The organism is Haloplanus salinarum (assembly GCF_024498175.1).
In the GTDB taxonomy this organism is placed as follows: domain Archaea; phylum Halobacteriota; class Halobacteria; order Halobacteriales; family Haloferacaceae; genus Haloplanus; species Haloplanus salinarum.
In genome coordinates this window covers 2,116,407-2,141,208 of sequence record NZ_CP101823.1, presented here as the reverse complement: position 1 = coordinate 2,141,208, position 24,802 = coordinate 2,116,407, and the positions used below count along the sequence as shown (strand labels likewise).

Genomic DNA, 24,802 nt, shown 5'->3' with positions numbered 1-24,802 from the left:
CACTGGTACTGTGTTTCCACGCTCTTGCACAGGATTTTGTGAAGAAGAAGGCACTTCCCCAGATATCTGTGCGATTATCCTCTGGACACTAATATATGAGATTGTATCACTCAACGTTTGAGCTACTGGTGTGCTGAAAAGAAGAGGAGTCAGCCGTCAGCAGCGCCTCAAATACGGTCTTTTCTGCGTTCCGGACGTGTTGGTGGAACGTCGCATTAGAGAGATCCAACAACTCTGCAACTTCCTTGCCGCTGGCACCTCGTGGTGAATCAAAGTATCCACACCGGTAGGCTGTATCGATGACTTCGCGCTGGCGGTCGGTGAGAGTTTCAATGATTCTGGGCGAAGATATACTTGAGTCGGTCGTAGGACTTGCTTCTCGTTTGGCTAGTAACTGTACATTTTCGTAGTGAGACGTAACTCGCGCCATCGCCTCCCGAGCATCGACTGTTTGTGGAACTTCCACCGTGACCTGACACTGAGAGTCGTCCGCTACCAGTTGTTTCAGTTTGAGCTCCTGTTCGGACAACACTGATGGAATAGACGGTTTGGTAAGATATGCTTTCAGTAGATCGTTTTCGGTCCTTTTGATGAGGTGGCTACGTCTGACCTCATCTTGTTTTTTCACCGCTTCTCGGACCTGTTCCGCGGATCCATCAGTAACTTTGATGAAAACAAGCGTGGATCGATCAGACTGCGGAACGATCCCATCTAGTTCGATAGTCGAATTGACTCTGTCGGTGAGCCGGCCAAAGAAACAGGTCGGATCCTGAATTTCGAGATCTAACTCTATTGTCTGCTGCGTATACATTGCTTGTTTCCGTTCTATCGACACAACCGCGTGTGCGATCAGGTCACCTAGTTCACCAAGCACCGACTGCAGCCCCTCCGGGAAACCCGATGAAGTTTTTGTATACACGCTGAGTACCCCATAGAGCGTCTCCTGAGAGACGAGTGGAATACTTTGCACCGATTTGAACCCTTGCTCGAGAGCCATGCTCCGCCACTCGTCGCGATGGATGTTTTCAGGGACATTCGAACTACTACACACCCCGCGGGAGCGTGCGGCCTGTACAGATGGTTCAGACCCGCCTCCCTCTTCTAACCCAAGAGCAATGTTGTCAAGATAGCTTTCGTTGTCACCGGCCTGACCGTGGGCAGACAACTGTTGTTCGCTGAAATCTACGCGACCGACCCAAGCGAAGTCCACCAGTTCGGAACTGAGGAGGCGATCACAAACCGTCTGTTCAAGTTCCGTCCGCGATTCGGACTCAACGACTGCGTGAGCAATGTCTCGAATCTGCTTGTTTATCGATTCGATCTGTTGAAGACCACGGCGCTGGTTTCGGATTCGTTCTTCACGTTCGACACTTCTCAGTGCTCCCTTGACTGCGGCTCCTAATGCCTTAACAAGAGAAATCTCTTGATCGGTGAACACCGCGGGCTGGGTGTCACTCACAACAAGGCAACCGTAGTCAGCAACTGGCACTACAACCTCGCTTCGAACCGCCCGCTCTGACTCGTACTCCGTTTCGCGTGCCCAGAAGTCATCGATCGCTACGGTCTGGCCAGTGGAAAACGCACGCCACTCAGCACCTACACCCGCTTCAACTACCGGAAGATATTCTGACTGCTGCTCGGATCCCCTCGAGGCAATTGTAGTCGTCGGTTGAAGTGAGGAGTCTTTCTCATAAAAATGATAGAAGCCAACGGCTGAGACATTTAGCAAGTTGTCCAGGGTCTCGACCGCAGTCTGTTCGACGCTCGATATGTTTTCACTGTCAAGCAACTCTCGGGTTGACTTGTTGAGTTCCTTCAAGCGGCGTTCGTGTGTGAGTTGCTCGCTGATATCTCGGAAGATACCGAAGGCAACCGCTCCCTCACCAAGTTCGAGCGTCCGAACGCTGATTTCGACAGGGATATGTTCACCTGTACTGGTTTCGGCGTGGATCGGAGAGCCATCAGATAGGTACCGCCACCTTCCTTCTTCTTCTTCGATAGCGGTTGCCATGAACGTCTCGTACGACGCATTTCTTTCAGCCGGGTGGAGAGAGAGCCCTGATCGGCCGATAAGGTCCGATTTCGTCAGTCCGAACAGATCTTCGGCTGCTTGATTCGCTTCGATGACCTCTCTACATTCGGTATCGACAGCGACAATCGGATCCGGGGCCGCATCCAGTAGCGTCTGGTACCGTTTTTCGGCTCGCTGCCGTGCTTGTTCCCGTTCCTCACGTTCAGTCACGTCACGGAAGTAGACGGCAATTCCACCATCGTCGTCTGGATACACTTGCGCGTCGAACCACTTGTCGAGCTCCGGATAATACTCGATGAAGGAAGTTGGTTCGCGTGTCTCCATCACCTTGTAGTATTGCTCTTCGAAGGGCGTGCCACGTGCGCTCTCAAACACGTCCCAGATGTGTTCGTCAAGGAGTTCCGTCTTCGGCGTATTCAATAGTTCTGCGCCCATATCGCTGACAAATACAAACCGGTCTTCTGCGTCCGTCTCGAAGATTCCGTCGTTCACCCGGTCGATTACCTGTTGCTGCTCACGTTCTAGCTGCTCACGTTCGGTAATATCTGTGATGAATCCTTCAAGTACCGGGTCGCTCCCCGAGGTTGTTGAGACAGGTTCCCCACGTTCCCACATCCACCGCTGGTCGCCGTCACGCGTGATGATTCGGTATGTTGTCTCGAAGGCGTCGTTCTGCTGAACACTTGTCTGTATGGTCTCCCATACCTCGTCGCAATCGTCGGGGTGGATGATGTCCTTACCCCACGACACCTTGCCAGACTCGAAAGCCGATTGGGCATACCCGGTAAGTTCCTCGCATTCCCCTCCCACAGTGTCCATCGGCCATCCCTTCTCGTTCCGGCATCTATAGGCTATCCCGGGGAGGTTGTCAATAAGCGTCTCGCGCTGCCGTCGCTCTTCTTTGCGTTTAGTTATATCCCGCACACTCACGATAACACCGCCGACGTCCGGATCGTCGGTAAGATTACGGGCAGAACTCTCGACCCAAACCCATCCACCGTCTTTTGTCTTCGCGCGGTATTCGTATAATTCGGTGGTCGCACTTCCAGTAACGGACTCGTGGAATCTTTTCTTAATCCGGTCACGGTCGTCGGGATGGATATAGTTGAATCCCGAATCCCCGAGTCGCTCGTCGGAATCATAGCCGAGGAGTTTAGTGACGCTGGGCGAATCGTATCGGATGATTCCATTCTGATCGACAAGACTGACATGGTCTGGCATGCTTTCGAGATACATTTCATGCCGTCTAAGCTCTGCTTCCTGCTCTTTTCGTTTGGAGACATCACGGGCAGTAGTGTGCATATATACATTTCCATCAATCTCGATACGCTTGTTATCAAACTCGACATGAACTTTCGATCCGTCGGCGCGCAATAACTGCGCTTCAGTAGTTATTGACTCGCCAGCGAGAATACGGTCGTTGTACTCGCGGTAGGCATCCATATCTGTCTCCTCATGGAGATCCGGAATCCGCATCGACAACAGTTCCTTACGATCGTACCCGGTGAGATCAGTTGCGGCGTCGTTTATGTCGACAAAGGCTGCGTCCGAATCAGAGATGAACACTGCGTCGCGACTTCCATTAAACACAGCTTCTCGCCACTCACGCTGCGTTTTGATCTCTTGTTCGCGTTCCTTGCGTTCGGTGATATCCGTCGCCGTGCCGACCCACTCGACGATCTCGCCGTTCTCTACTATCGGTACTGCCCTCGAATCTACCCACCCGATGGTTCCATCGGCGCGGGTAATGCGGTGTTCTAATTCGAACGGGCTCTGTGTTTCGATCGCTTCCTCGATTGCCTTCCCGACACGCTCTCGGTCATCTTCCGGAATATACTCTTGCCACGTGTTGGGAGGGTCGTCAGCGATGAAATTTTCTCCCGCGAGTTGGTATATTTCCGACCAATCTGGGCTTATTCGATAGACTCCCTCTGTGGTGGCTTCCAGCAACGCTTCAAGCCGTTTTTCACCCTCATCTACCGCGTTCTCAGCATTTTCACCTTCGGTGACATCATCAAATAGGATGCCAACAATGTGCTCTGTCGGGTCACCAATCCGGAATGCATTGATCTCGTACCACTGCTCACCGAGATGCTCTGCATATTCTGTGAACTGAATGGGATCACCCGTCTGTGCGACAGCACCGTATTTTTCGATCCAGTAGTCATTGTGGTCTACGTCCAACTCGCGTATCCGTTTGCCCGCTGCATCTCGTAAGCCAGTGAGTTCATCGAACGCGGGGTTTGTTTCGAGAAATCGATAGTCGACTGGCTGCTCGTCAGCGTCGAACAACACTTCGATAGTACAGAGTCCTTCGTTGATCGACTCGAACAGTTTCTGGTACGTTTCCTCGGTATTCCGTTCGTTCTCGCCGTCTCCCTCCACTGGTCGCCACCAGACACGACCGCGGGCACCGACTTTCTTTGTCTCCAGCACGCCATCTTCGACCAGCGTCTCAAGTCTGTTGTAGATTGTTCGGTCGGTACACTCGAACCTTGTGGCGACCTCAGTCGTCGTAAACGGTGTTCCAGGCGGCCCAAGCGCCTCGAACACCTCCTGAACCTCTGTGAGAGATGGAACTGAACTCATACATTGTGCTGTTCGTGAAGACACATAGTATTTCCCTTAACAGAAAAGAAATCACATGTCGCAGTATGTGTCCCACTGTACTGGCCACGCAGATACGTTCTTGAGGATTATGGTACCAGTGTGTTGTAGTGCCGCGGACTCTTGACTCTCATCAGACTGTTTTTCGACGGCTCGCACAACAAAAATACGCTCAGTGGCCGGCGTATGAGTCGACACCGCCGTACGACCGAACGTCGCTTGCTGGACTGGAATCTGATATCCGGACAGTGTCGGAGATGTGGTTCGACCACGAGAGCCACGACTCGGTCGAGGAGTTCGTCTGTGCACTCCCGCTAGCCTACTTCCGATTCAGCACCCATGATCAGTATGAGGGGTCGACACGGTATCAGATGGACACGCTCTTTCGGGTGTTCGTGCTGAAAGAATGCCACGGGTGGGAGCACGAAACCGCACTCGTCAGTTACCTCGGGACCCGTCCTGAGCTCCGCGAGAAACTGGGGTTCGAGACGATCCCGGACCAATCGACACTGTGGCGAAGTTGGCACCAGAGATTCACCGCTGACCTCAGGGAGACAGTCGAAACGGCGGCTCGAACGATCCTCATCAAAGCCCAGGATGCGGGTGTTGAGGTTCCGCGTGAACCGACACAAAAGCCCCGATACCACGGGAACGAGTCTGATGAGTCAGACCCTGACGATCAAACTACGTTGGAGCAGGCAGAGAAGATCACCGATCACGTCAGCCGTATCGTTTTCCCGGCGTTTTCGCTGGATCGTGGGGACGGTTGTGAGATTCACGAGAACGCCTACTGGGACTTACAGACGTATCTCGGACTTCGTGAGCGCCTCGCGGCCAACGAGGGCGCTCGTAGCTTCACCTACGAGTCGACTCGTGAGCGGACACCGTTAGGGCACGCCCATCGCGAGCAGATTCGCGATCTCTCGGTATCAGAGATTCGCGAGATGTACCGACAGGCCGTCAACAGGCTCCTGAGCGAAGTCGCGGAGACGGAGCAGTTCTTTCGAGCGGGCATCGTCGCCATCGATATCACCGAAGCTGACCCCTTCACCGGTGATAGAACGGGCCACGAAGACGAAATCATCGGGACGAAGGAGAAGACCGACGAGTACGCCTACCAATGGGCGACAGTCCAGTTGGTCGGCAACGCTATCCCACTCGTGCTTGATGCCCGCCCGGTACGGAAAGGCGAGTCACGCAAGGAGATCGTCGGGGATTTGCTGGATTCGGCTGAAGAGCTCGTTCACGTCGATAACGTCCTGATGGACCGGGAGTTCGATAGTCAACACGTTCTGGAGATGGTCAGCCGACGTGGGCTCTCCTACGTCGTGCCGAAGCGGATGCAGACTAGCGAGAAAGCCCAGGCGAAGCGATTGCTCCAGCGTGACCAGGACCGATACGAGACCGACCGAAAGCTCCACCTCGGGAAGAACGAATGGCACGAAACGACGCTGATCTACCGCCGGAAAGAAGATTCCGAGCACGACGATCACCGGCAGTATTCGGTGTTCATGACGAATTGTGGGAGTGGGCACCTCACTGAGTACGGCTATCGCTGGGAGATCGAGAGCGGCTACAGGTCGATAAAGCGGTTTATGGCGGCGACGACGTCGAAGAATTTCGGGCTCCGATTCTTCTACTTCGCATTCGCGTGTCTCTTGTACTCGATTTGGCGAGCGGTCGATTTGCTCGTCCAAGTCGAGTTGACGGGTGAGTACGAACACTCACCCATTGTGACAGCCGACAATACGCTCACGCTGCTGAAGAAGGAGACCGGAATCGGATAGAGAGATACTCTGTCCGGGACAATCCGGATTCCTGAGTGGCAACGCTGTCGGGGATCTTGGAAATTCACCGGTCTAGTTGGTAGTACGACACAAGAAGACTATCGAGAGTAGATCCGAAGCAGCTTCGCCTCGAAAATTCGCCCGAAACCACATCACAGCCCCACTAAACCCACTGTAGTCTCAACTTCCAAGTGCTCCAAGGGCGAAGAGTGGCAGTATTTCAACCGTCGACTCGGAACACGCGAGCGATGTATCTCGTGATCGTCGGCGCGGGCGACATCGGCATATTCCTACTTGAAATCGCAACCACCGGCGTCAACGAGGTGGCCGCCATCGAACGCGACGAGGGCCGGGCCGATCGGGCGGCGAGGCAGTACGACTGTCTGGTGATCAACGACGACGCGACGACCAAGGAGACGTTGCAGGTGCTGGTCGTCGGCGTGATGGTGCTCGGGAGCGCCGCCGGATCGACCGTCGGGGGCATCAAAATCGCCGTGGCTACACCATCGACCACGGCACCGTCAGGTAGTTCTCGCGGGTGTTCCTCCCGAGAAACGCCGTCGTGACCGCCCGCCTCGGCGGCCGAACGCTCGACCGGGCTGCCATGGAACGGGAGTTCGGCGAGGCTGCCATCGTCTCCCTCCTGTGGCTCATCGCCCTCGTGGGGAGTCTCGTCCTCGTCAACGTCGTCGGCCCCGAGTTCGGCTACGCCGACGCGCTGTTCGAAGTCGCCAGCGCCCAGGGCAACGTCGGCCTCTCCTCCGGCAGCACCGGCCCGACGATGTCCCCGGTCGCCGAGGCGATGTTCGTCCTCAACGTGTGGATCGGCCGCCTGGAGATCATCCCCGTCCTCGTGTTCGTCCGTGCCGGGCTGTACGGCCTGGATCCGTGACGGACGGGGGATCGCCGGCCCCGTCAGTCCTCCTCGGGACGCACTTCGCCCTCGGGGTGATCCTCCTCACGCACGTGATAGAGGTACGGACCGTGCGGACAGTCGTCGCAGCCCTCGCCACAGTAGAACCGCTTCACGACTTCGGTGTAGCCCCCTTGTCGGTCGCCCGAAGGATGTCGTCACCCGGCCCCGGCTCGACCGGCGACTCCCGCTCCTCGTGAAACTGGTGGCGTTTCCGGGCGTGGATGATCGTGTTTCGGAGTTCCGCGGGTGTGAACTCCGCGAGTTCCGCCGCGAGCGAGTCGGGGAGCCCCGCCGGCGGGGTCGGTGGGTTCGAAGCGTCGGTCATTGCGGGACTCCGCCACGGATTCACATAACGTCACGGCCGCGACGGGTCGCCCCGCTCGGTACCGCCTCACTCCGTCCAGAACGCGCCGGTGAACATCACGAACACCGGGATGATCTCCAGCCGGCCGATCCACATCAGGAAGACCATCAGCAGTTTGCTGGTCGAGGGGAAGTCGACGTAGCTCCCGAACGGGCCGAGGAAGCCGAATCCCGGGCCGATGTTGCCGATGGTCGCCAGGCTCGCGCTGATCGCTTCGAGCGTCGTGATCTCTAGGCCGACACGCCCCGCGTCGAGCAGGATGAGGATCGTCGCCACGCCGAAGGTGAGGAGATACAGCAGCGTGAACCCGTAGATGGCCCGGATCACCTCCTCGTCGATGACGTGGCCGCCGAGCCGAACCGGTTTGACCGCGTCGGGGTGGGCCGTCGTGAACAGCTGTCGGCGGATCCCCTTGATGACCACCAGCCAGCGGACGACCTTGACGCCGCCGCCGGTGGAGCCGGCCGACCCGCCGACGAACATCGCGAACAGGAGGAGTCCCTGTGCGGTCGTCCCCCACTGTGCGAAGTCGCTCGTCGCGTACCCCGTCGAGTTCAGGAGCGAGGCGATTTGGAACGTCGCCTGCCGGAGCGAGTTCTCGACGGCCCCCTGCGTGACGCCCCCGAGTTCCAAGGTTGGCGCCGACCCCGTGAAAAGCAGGCCCCACAGGACGACGATCAGGCCGGCGTTCGCCCCCAGATAGGCCTGTAGCTCGCGGTCGCGGAGGAACTCGGCGTAGTCGTCCTGGACGAGCAGGTAAAACAGCGCGAAGTTCATCCCCGCGATTAGCATGAAGGGGATGACGGCCCACTGGACGGCCGGCGAGAACGCGGCGATGCTGTCGGCCTGCGGGGAGAACCCGCCCGTCGGCAGCGTCGTGAACCCGTGTGCGACGGCGTTGTAGGCGTCCATGTTCGGCGCCAGCCCCGCGTAGTGGAGGCCGAGCAGGATGAGGACGTACAGAACGGTGAAGGCCAGATAGAACAGCCAGAGGAGCCGGGCGGTCTCGGCGATCTTCGGCGTCAACTTCTGGAGTTCCGGTCCCGGGGCCTCCGAATCGATCAGTTGCGCGCCGTTGACCGCCGCCTCGGGGAGGATGGCGACCATCAACACGATGATGCCCATCCCCCCGAGCCACTGGGTGAGCTGGCGCCACATCAGCAGCGCTCGGGAGTGTTGGTCGAAGGATATCTCCTCGGTGACGGTCGCCCCGGTCGTGGTGAAACCGGACATCGACTCGAACAGCGCGTTGATCGGGTGTCGGAGCGCGGATTCGGTGCCGTAGCCCGCGACGACGTACGGGATCGCGCCGATGATCGCGACGGCGCCCCACGCCAGGGCGACGAGGAGGAACGCCTCCCGGGCGTCGAGTTGCGGGTCGTCGGCGAACCGCTCCAGCGCGAGGCCCACGGCGACCGAGATGCCGATGGACAGCAGGAAGGCGACGGTGTCCTCCCCGTAGACGAGGCTGAGTGCCAGCGGCACGAGCATCGCGACGGAGAGATACTTGATGACGGTCCCGGTGAGCGCGACGCTCTGTCGCCAGTCCACTCGAATCGACATCACGCACTCCAGTCCATTATCCTACGGTCTCCGTTCGTGCCCGGAAAAATTTCCCGTTCTCGTCGGGACGCCGACGCTACAGGTTCGACCCGCTCTCGCCGCCCTCGATGGGCAGGGCGACGCCGTTGATGTAGCCCGCGCGGGGCGAGGAGAGGAAGGCGACGGTGTCGCCGAGTTCGATGGGGTCGCCGATGCGTTCGAGGGGGTTGCCCTCGGCCCAGTCGGCCAGCCCCTCCTCGTAGCTGTCGTAGTCACCGCGCTCGATGGCCTGTTCGATCAACTCCTCGATGCGGCTGGTCTCGTGGGGACCTGGCAACACCGCGTTCGCCCGGACGTCCGGCGCGAGTTCCTGCGAGAGGGTCTTCTCCAGCCCCACGACGGACATCCGCACCGAGTTCGAGAGCACCAGCGAGTCGATGGCCTCCTTCACCGACCGCGAGGTGATGCAGGTGATCGTCCCCTGTTCGGACTCCCCGAGGTACGGGGCGGCCTCGCGGACGGTCCGGACGACGCTCATCACGAGCAGGTCGTAGGCCTCGTACCAATCCTGATCCGTCGTCTCCAGGAAGGGGCCGGAGGGCGGCCCGCCCGCGGAGGTGACCAGCGAGTCGATGCCCCCGAACGCCTCGACGGTTCGCTCGACCAGGCGCTCGATATCCGCCCGCTCGGTCAGGTCGCCCTGGACGCCGATCACCTCGCTGTCGCCGACGTCCTGCAGTTCGTCGACGGTCGCGGCCAGTCGGTCCTCGTCCCGGCCGTTGACGACGACGTTCGCCCCCTCCCGGGCCAGCGCCCGTGCGGACGCCTTGCCGAGGCCGCTGCTCGATGCGGTGACCAGTGCGCTCGTGCCGTCGAGTTCGAGGTCCATGTCCGTCCCCTCCGTCCGGGAACGTATAAATCCGGTCGGAGGCGGTAAGCCGCGCGGACGGGTGTCCGCGCCCCGGCCCGGACGCCCGTCAATCGGTCCGGGACGTCCAGAGGCCCTCGCCCTTGGCGTGGTCGGCGGCCACGTCCTCGTCGAGTTCGACGCCCAGTCCCGGCCTCTCGGGGACGGCGATCCGTCCGTCCCGAATGAGGGGATCCGACCGGACGAGCAGGTCGTCCCACCAGTCCACCTCCAGCGCGTGGTACTCGAGATAGTCGAAGTTGGGGACGGAGGCTCCCAGGTGAACGCAGGCCATCGTCCCCACCGGGCTACAGACGTTGTGCGGCGAGAAGGTGATGTAGTTCTCCTCGGCCCGGTTGGCGATGGCCCGGGACTCCGCGAGGCCGCCACAGGTCGTCGGGTCGGGCGTCACCACGTCGACGGCGAAGTCGTAGAGCAGGTCGGAGAACTCGTGGACGCGAAAGCGGTTCTCGCCGGTCGCCAGCGGCGTCGACGTCGACCGGGCCACCTCGCGCTGGGCGTCGACGTTCTCGGGCGGTACGACGTCCTCCAGCCACAGCAGCTCGTACGGCTCCAGCGCCCGGGCCAGGCGCTTCGCGGTGTCGAGGGAGTAGTCCCAGTGACAGTCGAAGGCGACTTCCGCGTCGTCGCCGACGGCCTCGACGACTGCCTCGACGATGGCCTCCTTTTCGGCCACGTCCGCCGCCGACAGCCGCCCGTTGAACGGATCGGGATCGTTGTCGGCGGGCGTGTCGAGGTCGAACTTGATCGCGTCGAAGCCCAACTCGACCGCCTGGGTCGCCGTCTCCGCGTACGCCGCGGGTTCGTAGGCCGCCTCGTCGCCGTAGTCGGTGTACCCCGTGTCGACGGCGTAGGCCTCCCCCGCGTGGCAGTCACAGTAGAGCCGCACTTCGTCGCGGTACTTCCCGCCGAGCAACTGGTAGGTGGGGACGTCGAGGAGCTTGCCCGCGAGGTCCCAGAGGGCGATTTCGACCCCCGAGGCCGCCGTCACCACCTTCCCGGTCGTCCCGCCGTGGCCCGACGTCTCCTGGACCAGCCGCCGGAAGAGTCGCTCGACGTCGAGGGGGTTCTCGCCGACGAGGAAGTCGGTCATGTACCCCATGATGTCCGTCACCCGGCCGCCGCGGTAGGACTCGCCGAGGCCGGTGACGCCGGCGTCGGTGTGGATCCGCACCAGGTTCCAGTCGAAGTTGCCCTCGATCACGGCCGTCTCGACGTCGGTGATCCGGACGTCGCGGGCGTCGGCCCGCCGGCTCGGCCCCGCACCGTAATCGCGCATTCAAGACCGCCTCCCGTCGCGGCGGCCGTCCGCCGTTCGCTCCACGTCGGTCGACTGTGTCGATACGTCGGCACGCCTGTCGCGTCGCTCGGCCATGGCCGGCGTTTCGACGGCCGGTACTAAATGTCTATGTGGACCGACCGCACGCCGGGGGGTTTACGGACCGCTCGCCCCGAGGGTTTCCATGCGCTTTCCCGACGGCGACGTCGTCGACGCCGCGCTCTCGGACCCGGCGCTCCCGCGGTTCGCGCGGGTCCGCTACGACCCCGAGACGCCGACGCTCGACGACGTGCGTGGCCGGACTCGCACCGAACTCGACGCCCTTCCACTCGAGGACCTGCCGACCGGCGCGACGGTCGCCGTCGGCCTCGGGAGTCGCGGCATCCACGACGTCGTCCCCATCGCCCGGACCGTCGTCGACGAACTCCGGGCGCGGGGGTTCGACCCCGTGGTCGTGCCGGCGATGGGGAGCCACGGCGGGGCGACCGCCGAGGGCCAACGCGAGGCGCTCGCCGGCATCGGCCTCACCGAGGACGCCCTCGGCTGTCCGATCGACGCCCGGATGGAGACGACGACCCTCGGCGAGTCCGCCGTCGGCGCCCCCGTTCCCTTCTCGACGGCCGCACTGGCGGCCGACGGCGTCGTCGTCGTCAATCGCGTGAAGGCCCACACGAACTTCACGGGGCGGTTCGAGAGCGGCCTGACGAAGATGGCGACCATCGGCCTCGGCAAGCGGGCCGGGGCGAAGGCCGCCCACGAACACGCGCTCGACGAGGGGTACGTCCCCGTCATCGAGGCGGCGTACGCGGTGGTCCGCGAATCGACGCCGCTGCTGGGCGGGATCGCCGTCGTCGAGAACTTCCACGACCGCACCGCGGCCGTGGAGGGCGTCCCCGCCGCCGACCTGCCCGACGCCGAGGAACCCCTGAAGGCCGCCGCCGACGAGTACATGCCCACGCTGCCGTACGACGACCTCGACGTCCTCGTCGTCGACCGCATCGGCAAGGACGTCTCGGGGGCGGGGATGGACACCAACGTGATCGGGCGGTACCGCGTGTTGAACGCCGACGACCCCGCGTCGCCGTCGATCGACCGGATCGTCGTCCGGGGGCTCACCGAGGCCACCCACGGCAACGGCAACGGCATCGGCCTCGCGGACCTGACCACCCGGGCGGCCGTCGAGGACCTCGACCTCGATCAGGTGTACACCAACGCGCTCACCAGCAACTCGCTTCGCAAGGCGACGGTTCCGGTCGTCCTCCCCGACGACCAACGCGCAATCGTCGCGGCGCTCTCGACCATCGGCACCTACGATCCGGAGACGGTCCGGATGGCGTGGATCCGCGATACGGGCCACCTCTCGGCGTTCCGCGTCTCCGAGGCGCTGGCCCGCGAGGCCCCCGACGCCGTCGAGGTGGACTCGTGGCTCTCGCTCTCCTTCGTCGACGGGGAACCGTCCTTCGAACCCGTCGACCGGGATTAACGCACCACGTCCGCCTCGACGCGTCCGACCCCGTCGATTTCGGCCCGGACGTGATCGCCCGGTTCGACGACCGCCGCGCCGGGCGTCCCCGTCGAGATCACGTCGCCGGGCTCCAACGTCATCACCTCCGAGTGGAAGGCGACGAGTTCGCGCGGCGAGAAGTGCATGTTCCCGACGACGTTGCGGGCCGCCACCTCGCCGTTCACGACCGTCCGCACCTCGACGTCGGCGAGGTCACGTCCCGGCTCCGGGACTGCGACGTGCGGCCCGAGGACGAGGAAGGTGTCGAAGCTCTTCGCCCGCGTCAGGAACCGCGGGTTGCGCTGGAGGACGTCCTCCGCAGTCACGTCGACGACGGGGACGTAGCCCGCGATGACCGCCGCGGCCTCGTCGACGGCGACGTTCCGGCAGGTCCGGCCGACGACGACGGCGAGTTCCGCCTCGGCCGTGACGCGGTCGGAGACGTCCGCCGGCGGCAGCCGGATCGGCCCCCCTGGCCCCGTCGCGGCCGTCGCCGGCTTGAAGAAGCTGGCCGGCTCGTCGGGCGGCTCCTCCGAGAGATCGGCGGCGTGGTCGGCGTAGTTGAGGCCGATGCCGAACAGCTTGCCGGGGTCGGCGAGCGCCGGACCGAGGGTCAGCCCGTCGCGGCCGACCCGCCCGGCCGACGCCTCGTCGGGGTCGACGAGGCCGCCGGACGCCGCGGGCAACACGTCACGGACGCTCGACGCGTCGGGGTAGGCCGCCGCGAGCGGGACGAACCCCGCGTCGTCGCCGAGCAGGGACCGCCCGTCCGCCGTGCGGGCGAGGTATCGCATCACGCCCACCCCCGCGGGCGGGCCGTCGGTACGCCGTGGTCGTCGGTCGTGGGTGTCACGCCCGGAGTGGCGCGGCCGGCGCTAATCAACGTTGGGCCCGTTCGTCCGCCGCCGTGGCGGGTCGCTCCCGACGCTCCGCCCGCCGAGCGTCAGAACGGCGCGAGCAGGTACCCCGCGCCCGCGAGGCCGAGGACTGTCGCCACGGCGCCCCCGACGAGTCGCCGCCGTGCGGTGCCCTCGATGGACGCCTCCAGCGCCGCCTCGGCCCGGTCCGAGACGACGAAGGGCCCCTCCCGCGGCGTCGTCACGGTCGGCCCGTTCCCGTCGGACTCGACCCGTCCGAGGACGTACACCGACTCGCCGACGTCGACGGTTCCCTCGGTGTATCGTCGGTGGCCGTGTTCCGTGCCGACGTCGACGACGTTCGTCACGGATCCGGTGTCCTCGTAGAGGCCGTGATCCGCGTGGAGGCGCCGGATGCCGGGCGGCGGATCGGCGTCCGGCGGCAGTTCCATCTCCACCGCGAACGACGCGAACTCGGCGAGGGCGTCGTCGATCCGGACGCCCTCGGTGGCGGTGACGCCCGTCGTCTGCGTCCACTTGCCGGCCGTCTCCCGCTTCGAGATCGGTTCGCACGCGACCGAGCCGGTGTCGTCGTCGACGCGGAACGGGGCCGACTCGATGCCGCGAGCGACCTCCCGCCAGCGCCCCCGGTCGCCGCGTTCGTCCCACTCCTCGACCGTCCAGGCGGCGACGACGGCCTCCCGCCCCGAGACCGGCGCGGTGATCGGGTCGTCGACGGGGGTCGCCGTCCCCTCGACTTCGACGCGGCCGTCGGCCGGGAGCGACCCGATCGGCGTCGGTTCGAGGGCGGCCATCCGGGCGTGGACGCGGCGACGCTTCCACCCCGTGTACACGCTCGCCGCGCCGAGCGCGACGAGGACGACCGGCACGGTCAGCAGATCCGACACCATGCGACCCGATCGACCCGGAGCCCACATAAACGGTTTCGCCGACGGGCCGAGCGGGAGCGAAGCGTAAAGGCCCGGCCGGCCCTACCGCCCGACGATGACCGACAGCGCCGGGATCGAACTCACGGTTCGGGCCGCCGAGAAGCGCGACGCGGGCCGCGGCATCGCACGCCTCCCGGAGGCGGCCCGGAAGCGACTCGGCGTCCTGAGCGGCGACGCCGTCCTGCTCGAAGGCGACCGGACGACGGTGGCGAAACTCTGGCCGGCGCGGGCCGGCGTCCCCGACGACGCCGTCCTGATCGACGCCGGGACGCGGGCGAACGCCGGGGTGGCCGTCGGCGATGCCGTCCGCGTGCGGACGGCCGCCGTCACGGACGCCGAGTCGGTCACCCTTGCGGTGCCGACGGGTGTCGACGCCGACCGCGACGCGGTCCGGCGGGAACTCCGACGGGAACTCGACGGCCGCCCGCTACGGGCCGGCGACCGGATTCGGGTCGAGAGTCTCGACCCCGGCGCGTTCGTGGTGCGGGAGACGGCCCCCGCGGGCGCCGTCCGGATGGTCGAGGCGACCGACCTCCGCCTGCGCGGCGGGCCCGCCGACGCGGCGGCCACGCGACCGAAGGATGCCCGCGACGATCCGGTCTCGCGCGACGGGCCGACCGACGGGGCGGACGGCGACGCCGGCGCCGGCCGCCGCCCGACCACCGGGATCACCTACGAGGACATCGGCGGCCTCGACGACGAACTCGACCTCGTGCGGGAGATGATCGAACTCCCGCTGTCGGAGCCGGAGCTGTTCGCCCGGCTCGGCGTCGACCCACCCAAGGGCGTCCTGCTCTACGGGCCGCCGGGCACGGGCAAGACGCTGATCGCCCGCGCCGTCGCCAACGAGGTGGACGCCACTTTCGTCTCCGTCTCGGGGCCCGAAATCGTCTCGAAGTACAAGGGTGACAGCGAGGAACGACTGCGGCAGGTGTTCGAGGACGCGCGCGAGAACGCCCCGTCGATCGTCTTCTTCGACGAGATCGACTCGGTCGCGCCGGAACGCGAGGAGGGCGGCGGGATGGAGGATCGGATCGTCGGCCAGCTCCTCTCCCTGATGGACGGCTTGGAGGCGCGGGGCGAGGTGATCGTCATCGGCGCGACCAACCGGGTCGACGACCTCGACCCGGCGCTCCGGCGGGGCGGGCGCTTCGACCGCGAGATCGAGATCGGCGTCCCGGACGAGACGGGGCGCCGCGAGATCCTCGACGTCCACACCCGCCGGATGCCGACGGCCGACGGCGTCGACCTCGACCGACTCGCCGCCCGGACCCACGGCTTCGTCGGCGCCGACCTCCAGTCGCTGGTGACGGAGGCGGCCATGTCGGCGCTCCGCCGTGCCCGCCGTGAGGGGACCGCCACCGACGACATCTCGGTCGCCCGCGAGGACTTCGAGGCGGCGATGGCGGCCGTCGACCCCAGCGCCATGCGCGAGTACGTCTCCGAGGCGCCGACCGAGGGCTTCGAGTCCGTCGGCGGCCTCGAGGAGGCGAAAGCCACCCTCGAACGGGCGGTGACGTGGCCGCTCACCTACGATCCGCTGTTCGAGGCGGCCGACGCCGACCCGCCCGCCGGCGTCCTGCTCTACGGACCGCCGGGGACGGGCAAGACGCTCCTCGCCCGCTCCGTCGCCGCCGAGAGCGGCGTCAACTTCGTCCACGTCCGGGGACCGGAACTCCTGGATCGCTACGTCGGCGAGAGCGAGAAGGCCGTCCGCGAGGTGTTCGACCGCGCCCGCGGCGCCGCCCCCGCCATCGTCTTCTTCGACGAGATCGACGCCGTGGCGACCGACCGGAATCGGGGGGACAGCGAGGTGACCGAGCGCGTCGTCTCCCAACTCCTCACCGAGTTCGACGCCGTCGCCGACAACCCCAACCTGATCGTCCTCGCGGCGACGAACCGAAAGGACGCGCTGGATCCGGCGCTCCTCAGGGCCGGCCGCCTGGAGTCCCACGTCGAGGTGCCCGGTCCCGACGAGGCCGCCCGCCGGGCCATCCTCGCGGTCCACACGCGCCGGAAGCCGCTGGCCGACGGCGTCGACCTCGACGACCTCGCGGCCCGGACCGCGGGCTACTCCGGGGCCGACCTCGCCGCGGTCTGCCGGGAGGCGGCCATGCGTGCCGTGCGCTCGGTGGCCGACGCCTACCCCGCCGCCGAGGCCAACGACCACGCCGACGAGGTGTCTCTGACCGCCGCCGACTTCGAGGCGGCGCTAGAGGCCGTCTCGCCGTCGCTCCCCGTGGATCTCTAGTCCCAGAACGACTGCGTCCGGGCGTACTGGCGCTCCTGTTCGAGGATGTCGCGATAGAAGTCGTCCTCGTCCTCGCGGAGTTTGGCGATGATCCGGGCGGCGTTGTGCGGACCGACCCCGCGGGCGGCCATGGCGATCACCGCCCGCTTGCCGTGGCTCTGGACTAAGTTCGCCGAGCGGTAGGCGCGCTGGGTCATCCCCTCCTGCTCGTCGTCCTTCTCCTTTGCCCGCACCGCCGTGACCACGTCGTCGTCCCACGGATTCAGGGCGGCGATCCGGGTCGACTCGCACTCCGGACACCGGGGCTGGTCCGGCACCCGCCGCACCTTCGTCTTCCGCGTCCACTCCGTGCAGTGGAGGCAGGCGAGGATCACCCGGTCGTTCCGGATGCGCTCTTTCAGCGTCTCGACGACGCTCGCGTCGGCGTTCTCGGGGACGAGCAGTTCCCGGCCGCTGGACCGGCCGCCCGTGCCGATGGGCGTGTGTTCGCGGGCGGTCGTCACCTCGATGTCGCCCGTCTGGACTCCCTCTAGAACGGCCGCTGCCTCGTCGACGGCGAGGTCGGTGTGGAACACCTCCCGGACCGCCTCGTCGTACACCGGCGTATCCTCCAGGGCCGCGAGCAGGCGGTCGGCGCCGAACCGACCCTGCCCCTGATACCGCTTGAGCGCGCCGAACTTCGCGGCCACCTGCGCCAGCGTGAACTTCAGCGTCCCCGAGTTCTTCAGGGCGAGTTCCAGAAGGCCCTCCACGTGGTCCGGATCCGTCGTCTCCAGGACCTCCACCACGTCGGACGGCCCGGTGCGCCCGGGCACCTCCAGTTCGATCCGGTAGGGGTCGACCTCCATCCCCACCGACGAGCCGGTCTTCTGACCGATCAGCGCCGAACACAGCCGGCCGAGCGTCTCGTTCACCTCGTGGCCGAAGGGGGCGTTGAGGACGACCCCTCGGCCCTGCCCCTCGACGACGAGGCGGTCGGCCGTGGGCGTCGGGGCGCCCGCCTCCACCTGTCGCTCCACGGGGTCGAGCGCCTCGCGGACGGTGTACTCGTCGCCCGGATACCGCGGGAGGAACTCGCGGGCGACGGCCCGCCGGTCGGCGCCGCGTTCGAACTGCGTCGTCGCCACGTCGCGCATCTCGCCCACCTCGCCCGCGACGGCCGCCGGCACCGGAATCTCCTGGCCCGTCCAGGACGGCACCTCGCCGCCGGGGTCCTCGATGGGCGTCACCTCGACGCGTGCCTCCTCCTCGTCCACCTCGGTGATCCGCCACATCTCGCCGCGCTGGATGAAGGTCTCGCCCGGCCCGGCGAAGTTGAGGACGAACCGCTCGTCGAGGGTCCCGACCGTCTTCCGGGCGGAGAGGTCGTACACCTCGTAGGTCTCCTCGTCGGGGATCATCGACAGGTTGGCGTAGAAGTACCGCCACGTTCCCCCCGATTTCTCCAGGCGGTCGGCGTCCTCGTCGAGCCACAGGAGGCGGTTCGAGGACAGTTCGCGCACTACCGCCCGGAACGCCGCCTCCGACAGCGAGCGGAACGGATACGCCCGCGTCAGCGTCTCGTAGGCCTCGCGGGCGCCGACCTCGCCGTGGTCCATCACGAGGCCGACGGTCTGGTTGGCGACCACGTCGAGGCTCCCGTGGTGGATGGTCGCGGGCTCCACCTCGCCCGCGACCGCCCGGCGGGCGATGGCCAGCGCCTCCAGCGTGTCGTCGGGGTGGCTCGTGACGACCGTTCCCTCCGAGACGGCGTCCCGGCGGTGCCCCGCGCGGCCGACCCGCTGGAGGAGGCGAGCCACCTCCCGGGGGCTCCCGTACTGGATCACGTGATCGACCCGTCCCACGTCGATGCCGAGTTCCATCGACGACGTGCAGACGAGGCCGTCGACCTCGCCCCGTTTGAACGCGTCCTCCACCTCGATCCGGGCCTCCTTCGAGAGCGATCCGTGGTGGACGCCGATGGGCTCCTCCAGGCGCTTGAACCGCGAACCGAGCGCCTCCGCGGTCTGGCGCGTGTTGACGAATATCAGCGTCGACTCGTGGGCCGCGACGACGTCGCGGATCGTCCGCACGTGGCTGGCGATTTCGACGTCGGTCGCCAGCTTCCCCGCCAGGGCCTCGTCCTCGTCGGTCACCTCCGGTTCGCGCACCCGGAACTCGACGTTCGTTCCCGCCTCGACTTCGACGACCGCACAGTCGCGGTCGCCGGTCAGGAACCGGCCGACCTCCGCGGGCGACCCGACGGTCGCCGAGAGGCCGATGCGCTGGAACGGCCCGGCCAGGTCGCGGAGGCGTTCGAGGCCCACCGTCAACTGCGCGCCCCGCTTCGACGACGCGAGTTCGTGCACCTCGTCGACGACGACGTGTTCGACATCGGACAGGGCCGTTCGAAGTTTCTCGCCCGTCAGGGTCGCCTGCAGCGTCTCGGGGGTCGTCACCAGCACGTCCGGGGGGTCGTCGGCCTGCTTGCCCCGCCGGTACTGCGTGGTGTCGCCGTGGCGGACGTCTACCTCGACGTCGAGGTACTCGCCCCACCAGTCCAGCCGCTCGCGCATGTCGCGGTTGAGCGCGCGCAGCGGCGTGATGTAGAGCGCCGAGATCCCGAACCGGTCCTCGGCGCGGTGGATCGAGTCGAACACCGGCAGCATCGCCGTCTCGGTCTTCCCCGTCCCCGTCGGCGCGAGGACAAGCGCGTTCTCGCCGGCCGCCAGCGGCGGGATCGCCCGCCGCTGTGGCTCCGTCGGCGTCGCGAAGCCGCGCTCGGAGAGCGCCGACCGTACCCGATCGCCGAGGTGGGTGAAGGCGTCCATCCGCGACGACTCCGTATCTGCCATCGACCGCGGTAGTCGCGCGAGCCGATTAAGCTCACCGTTCGCCCACGGCCGCCGTCCCGGCTCAGATCCGCCGATACGCGCCCAGTCGCGTCCCGTCGAGTAGGTACGCCTCGGCCGCGTCGTCCAGGGCTGCGGGCAGGAACGGCGCGAGAAAGGACTGGCCCTCGACGTTGATCCACGTCCCGCCCGAGCGGTCGTTGAACGCGGGGAAGACGACGAGCTCCGGCGGCGGATCGGGCCAGGAAAGCGCCGCCGGGTCGACGCCCAACTCGTCGGCGAACGGGTCGGCCCGCAGGGGGCCCCGGAGCCACGTCTTCTCCGTCCGGCCGCCCCCCACCTCGTCTTCGAGGCGGACCTGCGGGTGCTCGTGGCCCATACAGAGCGTCCGGGCGCCGAGGATCGACCGATCCGGCCAGGTGTGGCCGTGGACGAACCCCACGTCGCCGCGGCGGTGGCCGCCGGCGTCGGCTACCGTCAGCCGGTCGCCGTAGGCCTCGGCGACGCCGCCGTCGTGGTTGCCGGGGACGAGCGTCAGCGGCAGCCCCCGATCGTCCAGCGCGTCGAGGAGGGCCACCACCTCGTCGCGCTCGTCGGCCCCAGGGTCGCCGATCCGGTGGATCAGGTCCCCGAGGACGATCACCCGATCCGGCTCGACCCGCTCGACTAGGGCGAGCAGGCGCGTCCGGCGGCCGTCGGCGTCGCTCCGGAGTTCGACGCCCCGCTCGTAGCGGAGGCCGGTCTCGATGCCGGCGTGATAGTCCGCGACGACCAGCGCGCACTCGTCGCCGCAGTCCGCGACCGCCGCCGGCTCGCCCGGAACCGGTTCGACCGCCGCCATCAGATCGCCTTCAGGCTGTCCTCGCTCGGCTCGTAGCACTTCCCGCTCATCAGCGCGTCCTCGATGGCGTCGGCGACGGCGCCGGGGTCGGCGCCGTACTCGTCGACGACCGCACCCACGACCGCGTCCCGGGCCGCCCCGTCGCCGTCGTCGAGCTCGTCCATCGCCTCGACGGCCACAGCCTCCAGGTCGACGTCCGCGGCGCCGGTCGCCCCGTCACCGCCCTCGTCGGTCGTCGCGGCCGATCCGGCGTCGGTGTCCCCCCCGTCGTCGGCTGCCGTTCCGCCCTCGGTCCCGGTCGCGTCCGCCTCGGCGTCGAGGTCCTCGGGCCCGGGAACGTCGATGCCGGCCTCGCCCGGCTCGTCGACCTCGGCCCCGCTCTCGAAGCCGACGTCGAAGGACTCCTCGACCTCGCGGCGCTCCTCCTCGTCGAGTTCGTAGAGGTCGTCGGCGGACTCGTCGGGGTCCCCGACGCCGCCGTCGAAGTCGCCGAGGTCGTCCGCCGTCTCGCCGGTGTCGTCGAAGTCGCCGAGGTCGTCCGCCGTCTCGCCGGCGTCGTCGAAGTCGCCGAGGTCGTCCGCCGTCCCCGACGACTCGGCGGCCGACGGCTCCGGTTCGGCGTCCGCGGGTTCGGTCGCCGTCTCGGGGCCCGTCCCCGTCGCGGCGTCGGCCCCCGTCTCGGCCGCAGCGGTCTCCGCCGATCCGGCCTCGCCGTCGTCGGTCGACGGTGCGGCGATTCCCTCGTCGGCGGACGCGTCGTCGGCGACGCCCGCCCCGTCGCCCGCGTCGGCGGTCGTCGTGGGGTCGATCGACCCCGCGTCGCCCGTCACCGTCGCGGGGAGCGGCCCGAGCGACGACGTGCCGGCGTCGCCAGGCGCGCGGTCGAGCGAGCGGACGGCGTCGCGGTCGCCGGCGACGACCTCCAGGGCGTCGAGGGCCACCCCCCGAAGCGCGTCGAGGTACGCCGTCGTCGTCCCGTAGTGATCGAGGGCGACCTCGATGCCCGCGGCCGTCGACGCGTCGTACCCCCGGTCTTCGAGGATCGACCGCAGCGCCTCGCCCTCGACGTCGAGCGTCTTGGCCTCGGCCATCGCGGCGATGCGACGGAGCGTGGCCTCGGCGGCCGACACCGTCCACCGGTCGCGCGTCTCGGCGTCGACCTCGGCGACGCTCTCGGGGCGGACCGAACTGTAGACCCGGTCGCCGTCCTCGGGTTCGAACGTGCGGGCCTTCCCCGTGAGCGCGACGAAGGCGGGCGGGTCCGCCCGCTCGAAGAAGGCGGCGGCGTTGGGCTGGTACTGGCCGGCGTAGGAGACGAACGCCCCCGTCGGGTCCACGATCCGGGCGCGGAGGACGTCCTCGTTGACCGACTCCACTTCGGTCAGGACGCCGACCGCGAACAGACGGTTCACCCGCGCGCCCGTCGGCGTGACGACGTACTTCGGGGCGCGCTCCTCGTCGCTCTCGGCGTAGGAGACGGTGGCGTCGTCGAACTCCGCGGCGAACAGGCGGTGGGCTACCTCGCGCCGCCCCGGTCCCGCGTCGTCGCCGTCGTCGGCGGAACTCATCGCGCCACCCCCGCGAGCAGTTCGCTCGCGCGGTCGGCCGGGTCGTCCGCGCACTCGACGAACGTCTCGGCGTCGAGGTTGGCGCCGTACTCGTCGACCGAGAGCGACCCCCGAACGCGGTACTCGCGGCCGACGATCCGGTCGCGGATGGCGTCGGCCACCACCTCCTTGTCCATGGCGTCGCGTGCTTCGGCCTTCGCCTCCTCGATCCCGCCGCCGTACACGTCGGCGGTCAGGTCGGTGTCGAGGACGACCGTCACCGTCCCGGTGCCGTCGTCGAGGATGGCCTTCACCCGCAGGTCGTCCTCGCCCTCGACCTCGCCGTGGGCGCGACACTGGCCGTTCTGGACGACCCGTCCGCAGTCCGGACACCGTTCGATCAGCCCGGAGCCCTCCCGGACCTCGATCACGTTGCCGACGAGCTCCACGTCGAACAGTCCGCCGGACTCGACGGCCTCGCCGACCCCCAGTCGGGGGGCCGAGTCGGGCGCCGATATCTCGCGGTCGAGCCGCTCGACCGTCGAGAACTCCGTGACGTTCACCTGGGGGACGCCCCGGTACTCGCGGACGTACACGTCCGAGAGCCGGAGGGACGCCCCTTCCTCGAGTTCGGCGTGGGGATCCCAGTCGGTCACCGGCAGACGGGCGCTCTCGTCGGCGACGACCCCCGAGAGGATCTCCGTCTCGCCGTCCCGGCCGTCGATGGTCCGGCTCTCCACCTCGACGACAGTCACCTCGACGGTCCGGCCGCGGTCGCCGGGTTCGAGGTCGATCAGGTCGCGGTCGCCACCCACCTCGTAGGGCGTCTCGACGGGGTCCGAGGCGGCCGCGACGGTGGTGTTCGTCCCGAGGTTGAGTTCGGGTTCCCCCTCCCACTCGCGGACGTTCGCGTTGCCGACGGTGATCGAGTCCCCGGGCTCGAAGTCGACCGGCTCCCAGGCCGTGTAGGCGATGCGGTCGCTCCCGTCGGCGAACTCGCCCTCCCGGATGACCTGGTCCTCGCCCTGATAGCGGATCGAGCGCATCCCCTTGGTCAGGACGCGGACGGTCACCGTGACGGAGCCGTCCTCCGGGTCGACGTCGGCGAGCGATTTCGCCGTCGGCGTCGCCGAGGAGCCCCCGTCGCCGCCGTGCTTCCGGCGGACGCTCCCCTTCGCTTCCTCGATGGGCACGTTGTAGTCGAGCAGGCTCTGCAGGTCCTCTTTGACCTCCGCTTTGTCTGCGCCGAGGTCGGAGGCGAGTTCCTCGGCATGATCGTCGAGTTGCATCGGGTGGTGGGTTGGTCGCGCGGTCATAAAAACCTCGTCCGCCCCGACCCGGCCGCTCGCCGATACCGGCGCCGCTCGCGGTGAGTCACGGCCGCCACCGAAAGCGGTTTGCGCCGTCGCGCGAACGGTTCGGCATGGAAGTCGTCGTCAACGCGGCGACCAGCGTCGACGGGAAGCTCTCGACCCGCGAGCGCCGCCAGGTCCGCATCTCCGGCGAGGCGGACTTCGACCGCGTGGACCGCCTCCGGGCGGCCGCCGACGCCGTCCTCGTCGGCGTCGGGACCGTCCTCGCGGACGACCCACACCTCGGCGTGAAATCGGAGGACCGCCGGGTCGAACGCCTCCGGAACGGGCGCCCGGCCAACCCGGCGCGAGTGGTCGCCGACTCCCGCGCCCGGACCCCGACCGACGCGACGGTGTTGGACGACGACGCCGCCACCTACCTGCTCGTCTCCGAGGCGGCGCCCGACGACCGACTCGACACTCTCCGCGACGCGGGAGCCGACGTGACGGCCATCCGCGCGGGCGAGGAGCGGGTCGACCTCCCTGTGGCCCTCGCGGCCCTCGACGATGCGGGCGTCGACCGGCTGCTCGCCGAGGGCGGCGGGGAACTCGTCTTCTCGCTGTTCGAGGCGGGCCTCGTCGACGAACTCAGCGTGTTCGTCGGCTCGCTCGTCGTCGGCGGCCGCGACGCCCCAACCCTCGCCGACGGCGAGGGGTTCGTCGAGGCGTTCCCCGCCCTCGACCTCGTCGACGTCGACCGGGTCGACGACGGGGTCGTCCTCCGGTATCGCGTCGACGGACGGCCCTGACGGTCGTGCGTGACGACGCCAGAACGACTCAACCGTTAAGGGGTTCGCACGGCTACAGGGGGATATGAGCAAGTCGACCGCGGAGCAGTCCGAACCGATCCACGTCGAGGACGACGACCACCTGAACGAACTCGTTTCGGAACACGCCGTCGTCCTCGTGGACTACTACGCCGACTGGTGTGGTCCCTGCAAGATGCTGGAGCCGACGGTCGAGGAAATCGCCGCCGAGACGGACGCGGTCGTGCTGAAAGTCGACATCGACGAACTCCAGGAACTCGCCCAGGATCGGGGCATCCGGAGCGTCCCCACCCTCGAGTTCTACGCGAACGGCGAGCAGGCCGAGCGACTGATCGGCGTCCAGGACAAGGCGGATCTGATCGACGTCATCGACGACCTTTCCTGAGGCTGCCCCTCGATCGGGCGTTCGCCGCCGCCCTCCGGCCGGTTCGTCGGGCGACGGCGCCC

At 66.7% G+C, this 24,802-nt stretch carries 15 protein-coding genes and 3 pseudogenes; 7 read left to right on the top strand and 11 right to left on the bottom strand.

Translation table 11 applies throughout. The features are described from left to right. Positions 1-106 precede the first annotated feature (106 nt). The gene (locus tag NO364_RS11085; protein ID WP_257627522.1) at positions 107-4,621 is read right to left on the bottom strand and encodes a PAS domain S-box protein; all 4,515 of its coding nucleotides are present in this window, start codon (positions 4,619-4,621) and stop codon (positions 107-109) included. A gap of 128 nt (positions 4,622-4,749) precedes the next feature. Between NO364_RS11085 and NO364_RS11080 the strand changes: the two genes are divergently transcribed. The 3 genes and pseudogenes from NO364_RS11080 to NO364_RS11070 form a co-directional block, all read left to right on the top strand. Beyond that, on the top strand, positions 4,750-6,426 hold the full coding sequence (locus NO364_RS11080) for a transposase (protein WP_420191822.1): 1,677 nt from the start codon (positions 4,750-4,752) through the stop codon (positions 6,424-6,426). Between the two features lie 248 nt (positions 6,427-6,674). Then, positions 6,675-6,851 (top strand): annotated as a pseudogene (locus tag NO364_RS11075) (NAD-binding protein); the annotation flags it as partial. Then, positions 6,849-7,318: pseudogene (locus NO364_RS11070) on the top strand (potassium transporter TrkG); the annotation flags it as partial. The pseudogenes NO364_RS11075 and NO364_RS11070, both read left to right, overlap by 3 nt. A 23-nt stretch (positions 7,319-7,341) precedes the next feature. Here NO364_RS11070 and NO364_RS11065 read toward each other — a convergent pair. The 4 genes and pseudogenes from NO364_RS11065 to NO364_RS11050 all read right to left on the bottom strand — a co-directional run bounded on the left by NO364_RS11065 (position 7,342) and on the right by NO364_RS11050 (position 11,455). Beyond that, positions 7,342-7,667 (bottom strand): annotated as a pseudogene (locus tag NO364_RS11065) (hypothetical protein). Positions 7,668-7,733: 66 nt separating this feature from the next. Continuing rightward, entirely contained in the window at positions 7,734-9,269 is a 1,536-nt protein-coding gene (locus NO364_RS11060; RefSeq protein ID WP_157690695.1) for a TrkH family potassium uptake protein, read from the bottom strand. Positions 9,270-9,345: 76 nt separating this feature from the next. Further along, a complete protein-coding gene (locus NO364_RS11055) occupies positions 9,346-10,137 on the bottom strand; it encodes an SDR family oxidoreductase (protein ID WP_257627521.1) in 792 nt (263 codons plus the stop codon). An 88-nt stretch (positions 10,138-10,225) separates the two neighbouring features. Continuing rightward, positions 10,226-11,455 (bottom strand): mandelate racemase/muconate lactonizing enzyme family protein, encoded by a 1,230-nt coding sequence (locus NO364_RS11050; protein ID WP_157690697.1) that lies wholly within the window; start codon positions 11,453-11,455, stop codon positions 10,226-10,228. Between the two features lie 184 nt (positions 11,456-11,639). Between NO364_RS11050 and NO364_RS11045 the strand changes: the two genes are divergently transcribed. Further along, entirely contained in the window at positions 11,640-12,938 is a 1,299-nt protein-coding gene (locus tag NO364_RS11045) for a nickel pincer cofactor-dependent isomerase, group 22 (protein WP_257627520.1), read from the top strand. On the opposite strand, the gene NO364_RS11040 is transcribed toward NO364_RS11045, so the two are convergent. Beyond that, entirely contained in the window at positions 12,935-13,753 is an 819-nt protein-coding gene (locus NO364_RS11040) for a fumarylacetoacetate hydrolase family protein (RefSeq protein WP_257627519.1), read from the bottom strand. The genes NO364_RS11045 and NO364_RS11040 overlap by 4 nt on opposite strands. A gap of 149 nt (positions 13,754-13,902) precedes the next feature. Next, entirely contained in the window at positions 13,903-14,727 is an 825-nt protein-coding gene (locus NO364_RS11035) for an E3 ubiquitin ligase family protein (protein ID WP_257627518.1), read from the bottom strand. Between the two features lie 94 nt (positions 14,728-14,821). Between NO364_RS11035 and NO364_RS11030 the strand changes: the two genes are divergently transcribed. Then, positions 14,822-17,017, top strand: coding sequence for an AAA family ATPase (locus NO364_RS11030; RefSeq protein WP_257627517.1), 2,196 nt, complete (start codon positions 14,822-14,824; stop codon positions 17,015-17,017). Here NO364_RS11030 and NO364_RS11025 read toward each other — a convergent pair. The 4 genes from NO364_RS11025 to NO364_RS11010 form a co-directional block, all read right to left on the bottom strand. After that, the gene (locus NO364_RS11025; RefSeq protein ID WP_257627516.1) at positions 17,014-19,851 is read right to left on the bottom strand and encodes a DEAD/DEAH box helicase; all 2,838 of its coding nucleotides are present in this window, start codon (positions 19,849-19,851) and stop codon (positions 17,014-17,016) included. The two genes, NO364_RS11030 and NO364_RS11025, sit on opposite strands and share 4 nt — an antisense overlap. Positions 19,852-19,912: 61 nt before the next feature. Further along, positions 19,913-20,689: a metallophosphoesterase gene (locus tag NO364_RS11020; protein WP_257627515.1), complete on the bottom strand. Its 777-nt coding sequence runs from the start codon at positions 20,687-20,689 to the stop codon at positions 19,913-19,915. Then, on the bottom strand, positions 20,689-22,257 hold the full coding sequence (locus tag NO364_RS11015) for a hypothetical protein (protein ID WP_257627514.1): 1,569 nt from the start codon (positions 22,255-22,257) through the stop codon (positions 20,689-20,691). Before NO364_RS11015 ends, NO364_RS11020 begins: the two co-directional genes overlap by 1 nt. Next, positions 22,254-23,525: a Single-stranded DNA binding protein gene (locus NO364_RS11010; RefSeq protein WP_257627513.1), complete on the bottom strand. Its 1,272-nt coding sequence runs from the start codon at positions 23,523-23,525 to the stop codon at positions 22,254-22,256. The genes NO364_RS11015 and NO364_RS11010 overlap by 4 nt, the downstream gene beginning before the upstream one ends. Positions 23,526-23,659: 134 nt before the next feature. Here NO364_RS11010 and NO364_RS11005 point away from each other — a divergent pair, with 134 nt between their 5' ends. Together NO364_RS11005 and trxA are read left to right on the top strand one after the other, a co-directional pair. Beyond that, positions 23,660-24,337: a 2,5-diamino-6-(ribosylamino)-4(3H)-pyrimidinone 5'-phosphate reductase gene (locus NO364_RS11005; RefSeq protein ID WP_257627512.1), complete on the top strand. Its 678-nt coding sequence runs from the start codon at positions 23,660-23,662 to the stop codon at positions 24,335-24,337. 64 nt (positions 24,338-24,401) lie between these two features. Next, the gene (trxA, locus tag NO364_RS11000; protein ID WP_157690707.1) at positions 24,402-24,740 is read left to right on the top strand and encodes a thioredoxin; all 339 of its coding nucleotides are present in this window, start codon (positions 24,402-24,404) and stop codon (positions 24,738-24,740) included. Positions 24,741-24,802: the final 62 nt, after the last annotated feature.

Bases quoted from the DNA above. Each gene is read 5' to 3' on its own strand.
- NO364_RS11085 (WP_257627522.1), bottom strand. From the start codon at position 4,621: ATGAGTTCAGTTCCATCTCTCACAGAGGTTCAGGAGGTGTTCGAGGCG.
- NO364_RS11060 (WP_157690695.1), bottom strand. From the start codon at position 9,269: ATGTCGATTCGAGTGGACTGGCGACAGAGCGTCGCGCTCACCGGGACC.
- NO364_RS11055 (WP_257627521.1), bottom strand. From the start codon at position 10,137: ATGGACCTCGAACTCGACGGCACGAGCGCACTGGTCACCGCATCGAGC.
- NO364_RS11050 (WP_157690697.1), bottom strand. From the start codon at position 11,455: ATGCGCGATTACGGTGCGGGGCCGAGCCGGCGGGCCGACGCCCGCGAC.
- NO364_RS11045 (WP_257627520.1), top strand. From the start codon at position 11,640: ATGCGCTTTCCCGACGGCGACGTCGTCGACGCCGCGCTCTCGGACCCG.
- NO364_RS11040 (WP_257627519.1), bottom strand. From the start codon at position 13,753: ATGCGATACCTCGCCCGCACGGCGGACGGGCGGTCCCTGCTCGGCGAC.
- NO364_RS11035 (WP_257627518.1), bottom strand. From the start codon at position 14,727: ATGGTGTCGGATCTGCTGACCGTGCCGGTCGTCCTCGTCGCGCTCGGC.
- NO364_RS11030 (WP_257627517.1), top strand. From the start codon at position 14,822: ATGACCGACAGCGCCGGGATCGAACTCACGGTTCGGGCCGCCGAGAAG.
- NO364_RS11025 (WP_257627516.1), bottom strand. From the start codon at position 19,851: ATGGCAGATACGGAGTCGTCGCGGATGGACGCCTTCACCCACCTCGGC.
- NO364_RS11020 (WP_257627515.1), bottom strand. From the start codon at position 20,689: ATGGCGGCGGTCGAACCGGTTCCGGGCGAGCCGGCGGCGGTCGCGGAC.
- NO364_RS11015 (WP_257627514.1), bottom strand. From the start codon at position 22,257: ATGAGTTCCGCCGACGACGGCGACGACGCGGGACCGGGGCGGCGCGAG.
- NO364_RS11010 (WP_257627513.1), bottom strand. From the start codon at position 23,525: ATGCAACTCGACGATCATGCCGAGGAACTCGCCTCCGACCTCGGCGCA.
- NO364_RS11005 (WP_257627512.1), top strand. From the start codon at position 23,660: ATGGAAGTCGTCGTCAACGCGGCGACCAGCGTCGACGGGAAGCTCTCG.
- trxA (WP_157690707.1), top strand. From the start codon at position 24,402: ATGAGCAAGTCGACCGCGGAGCAGTCCGAACCGATCCACGTCGAGGAC.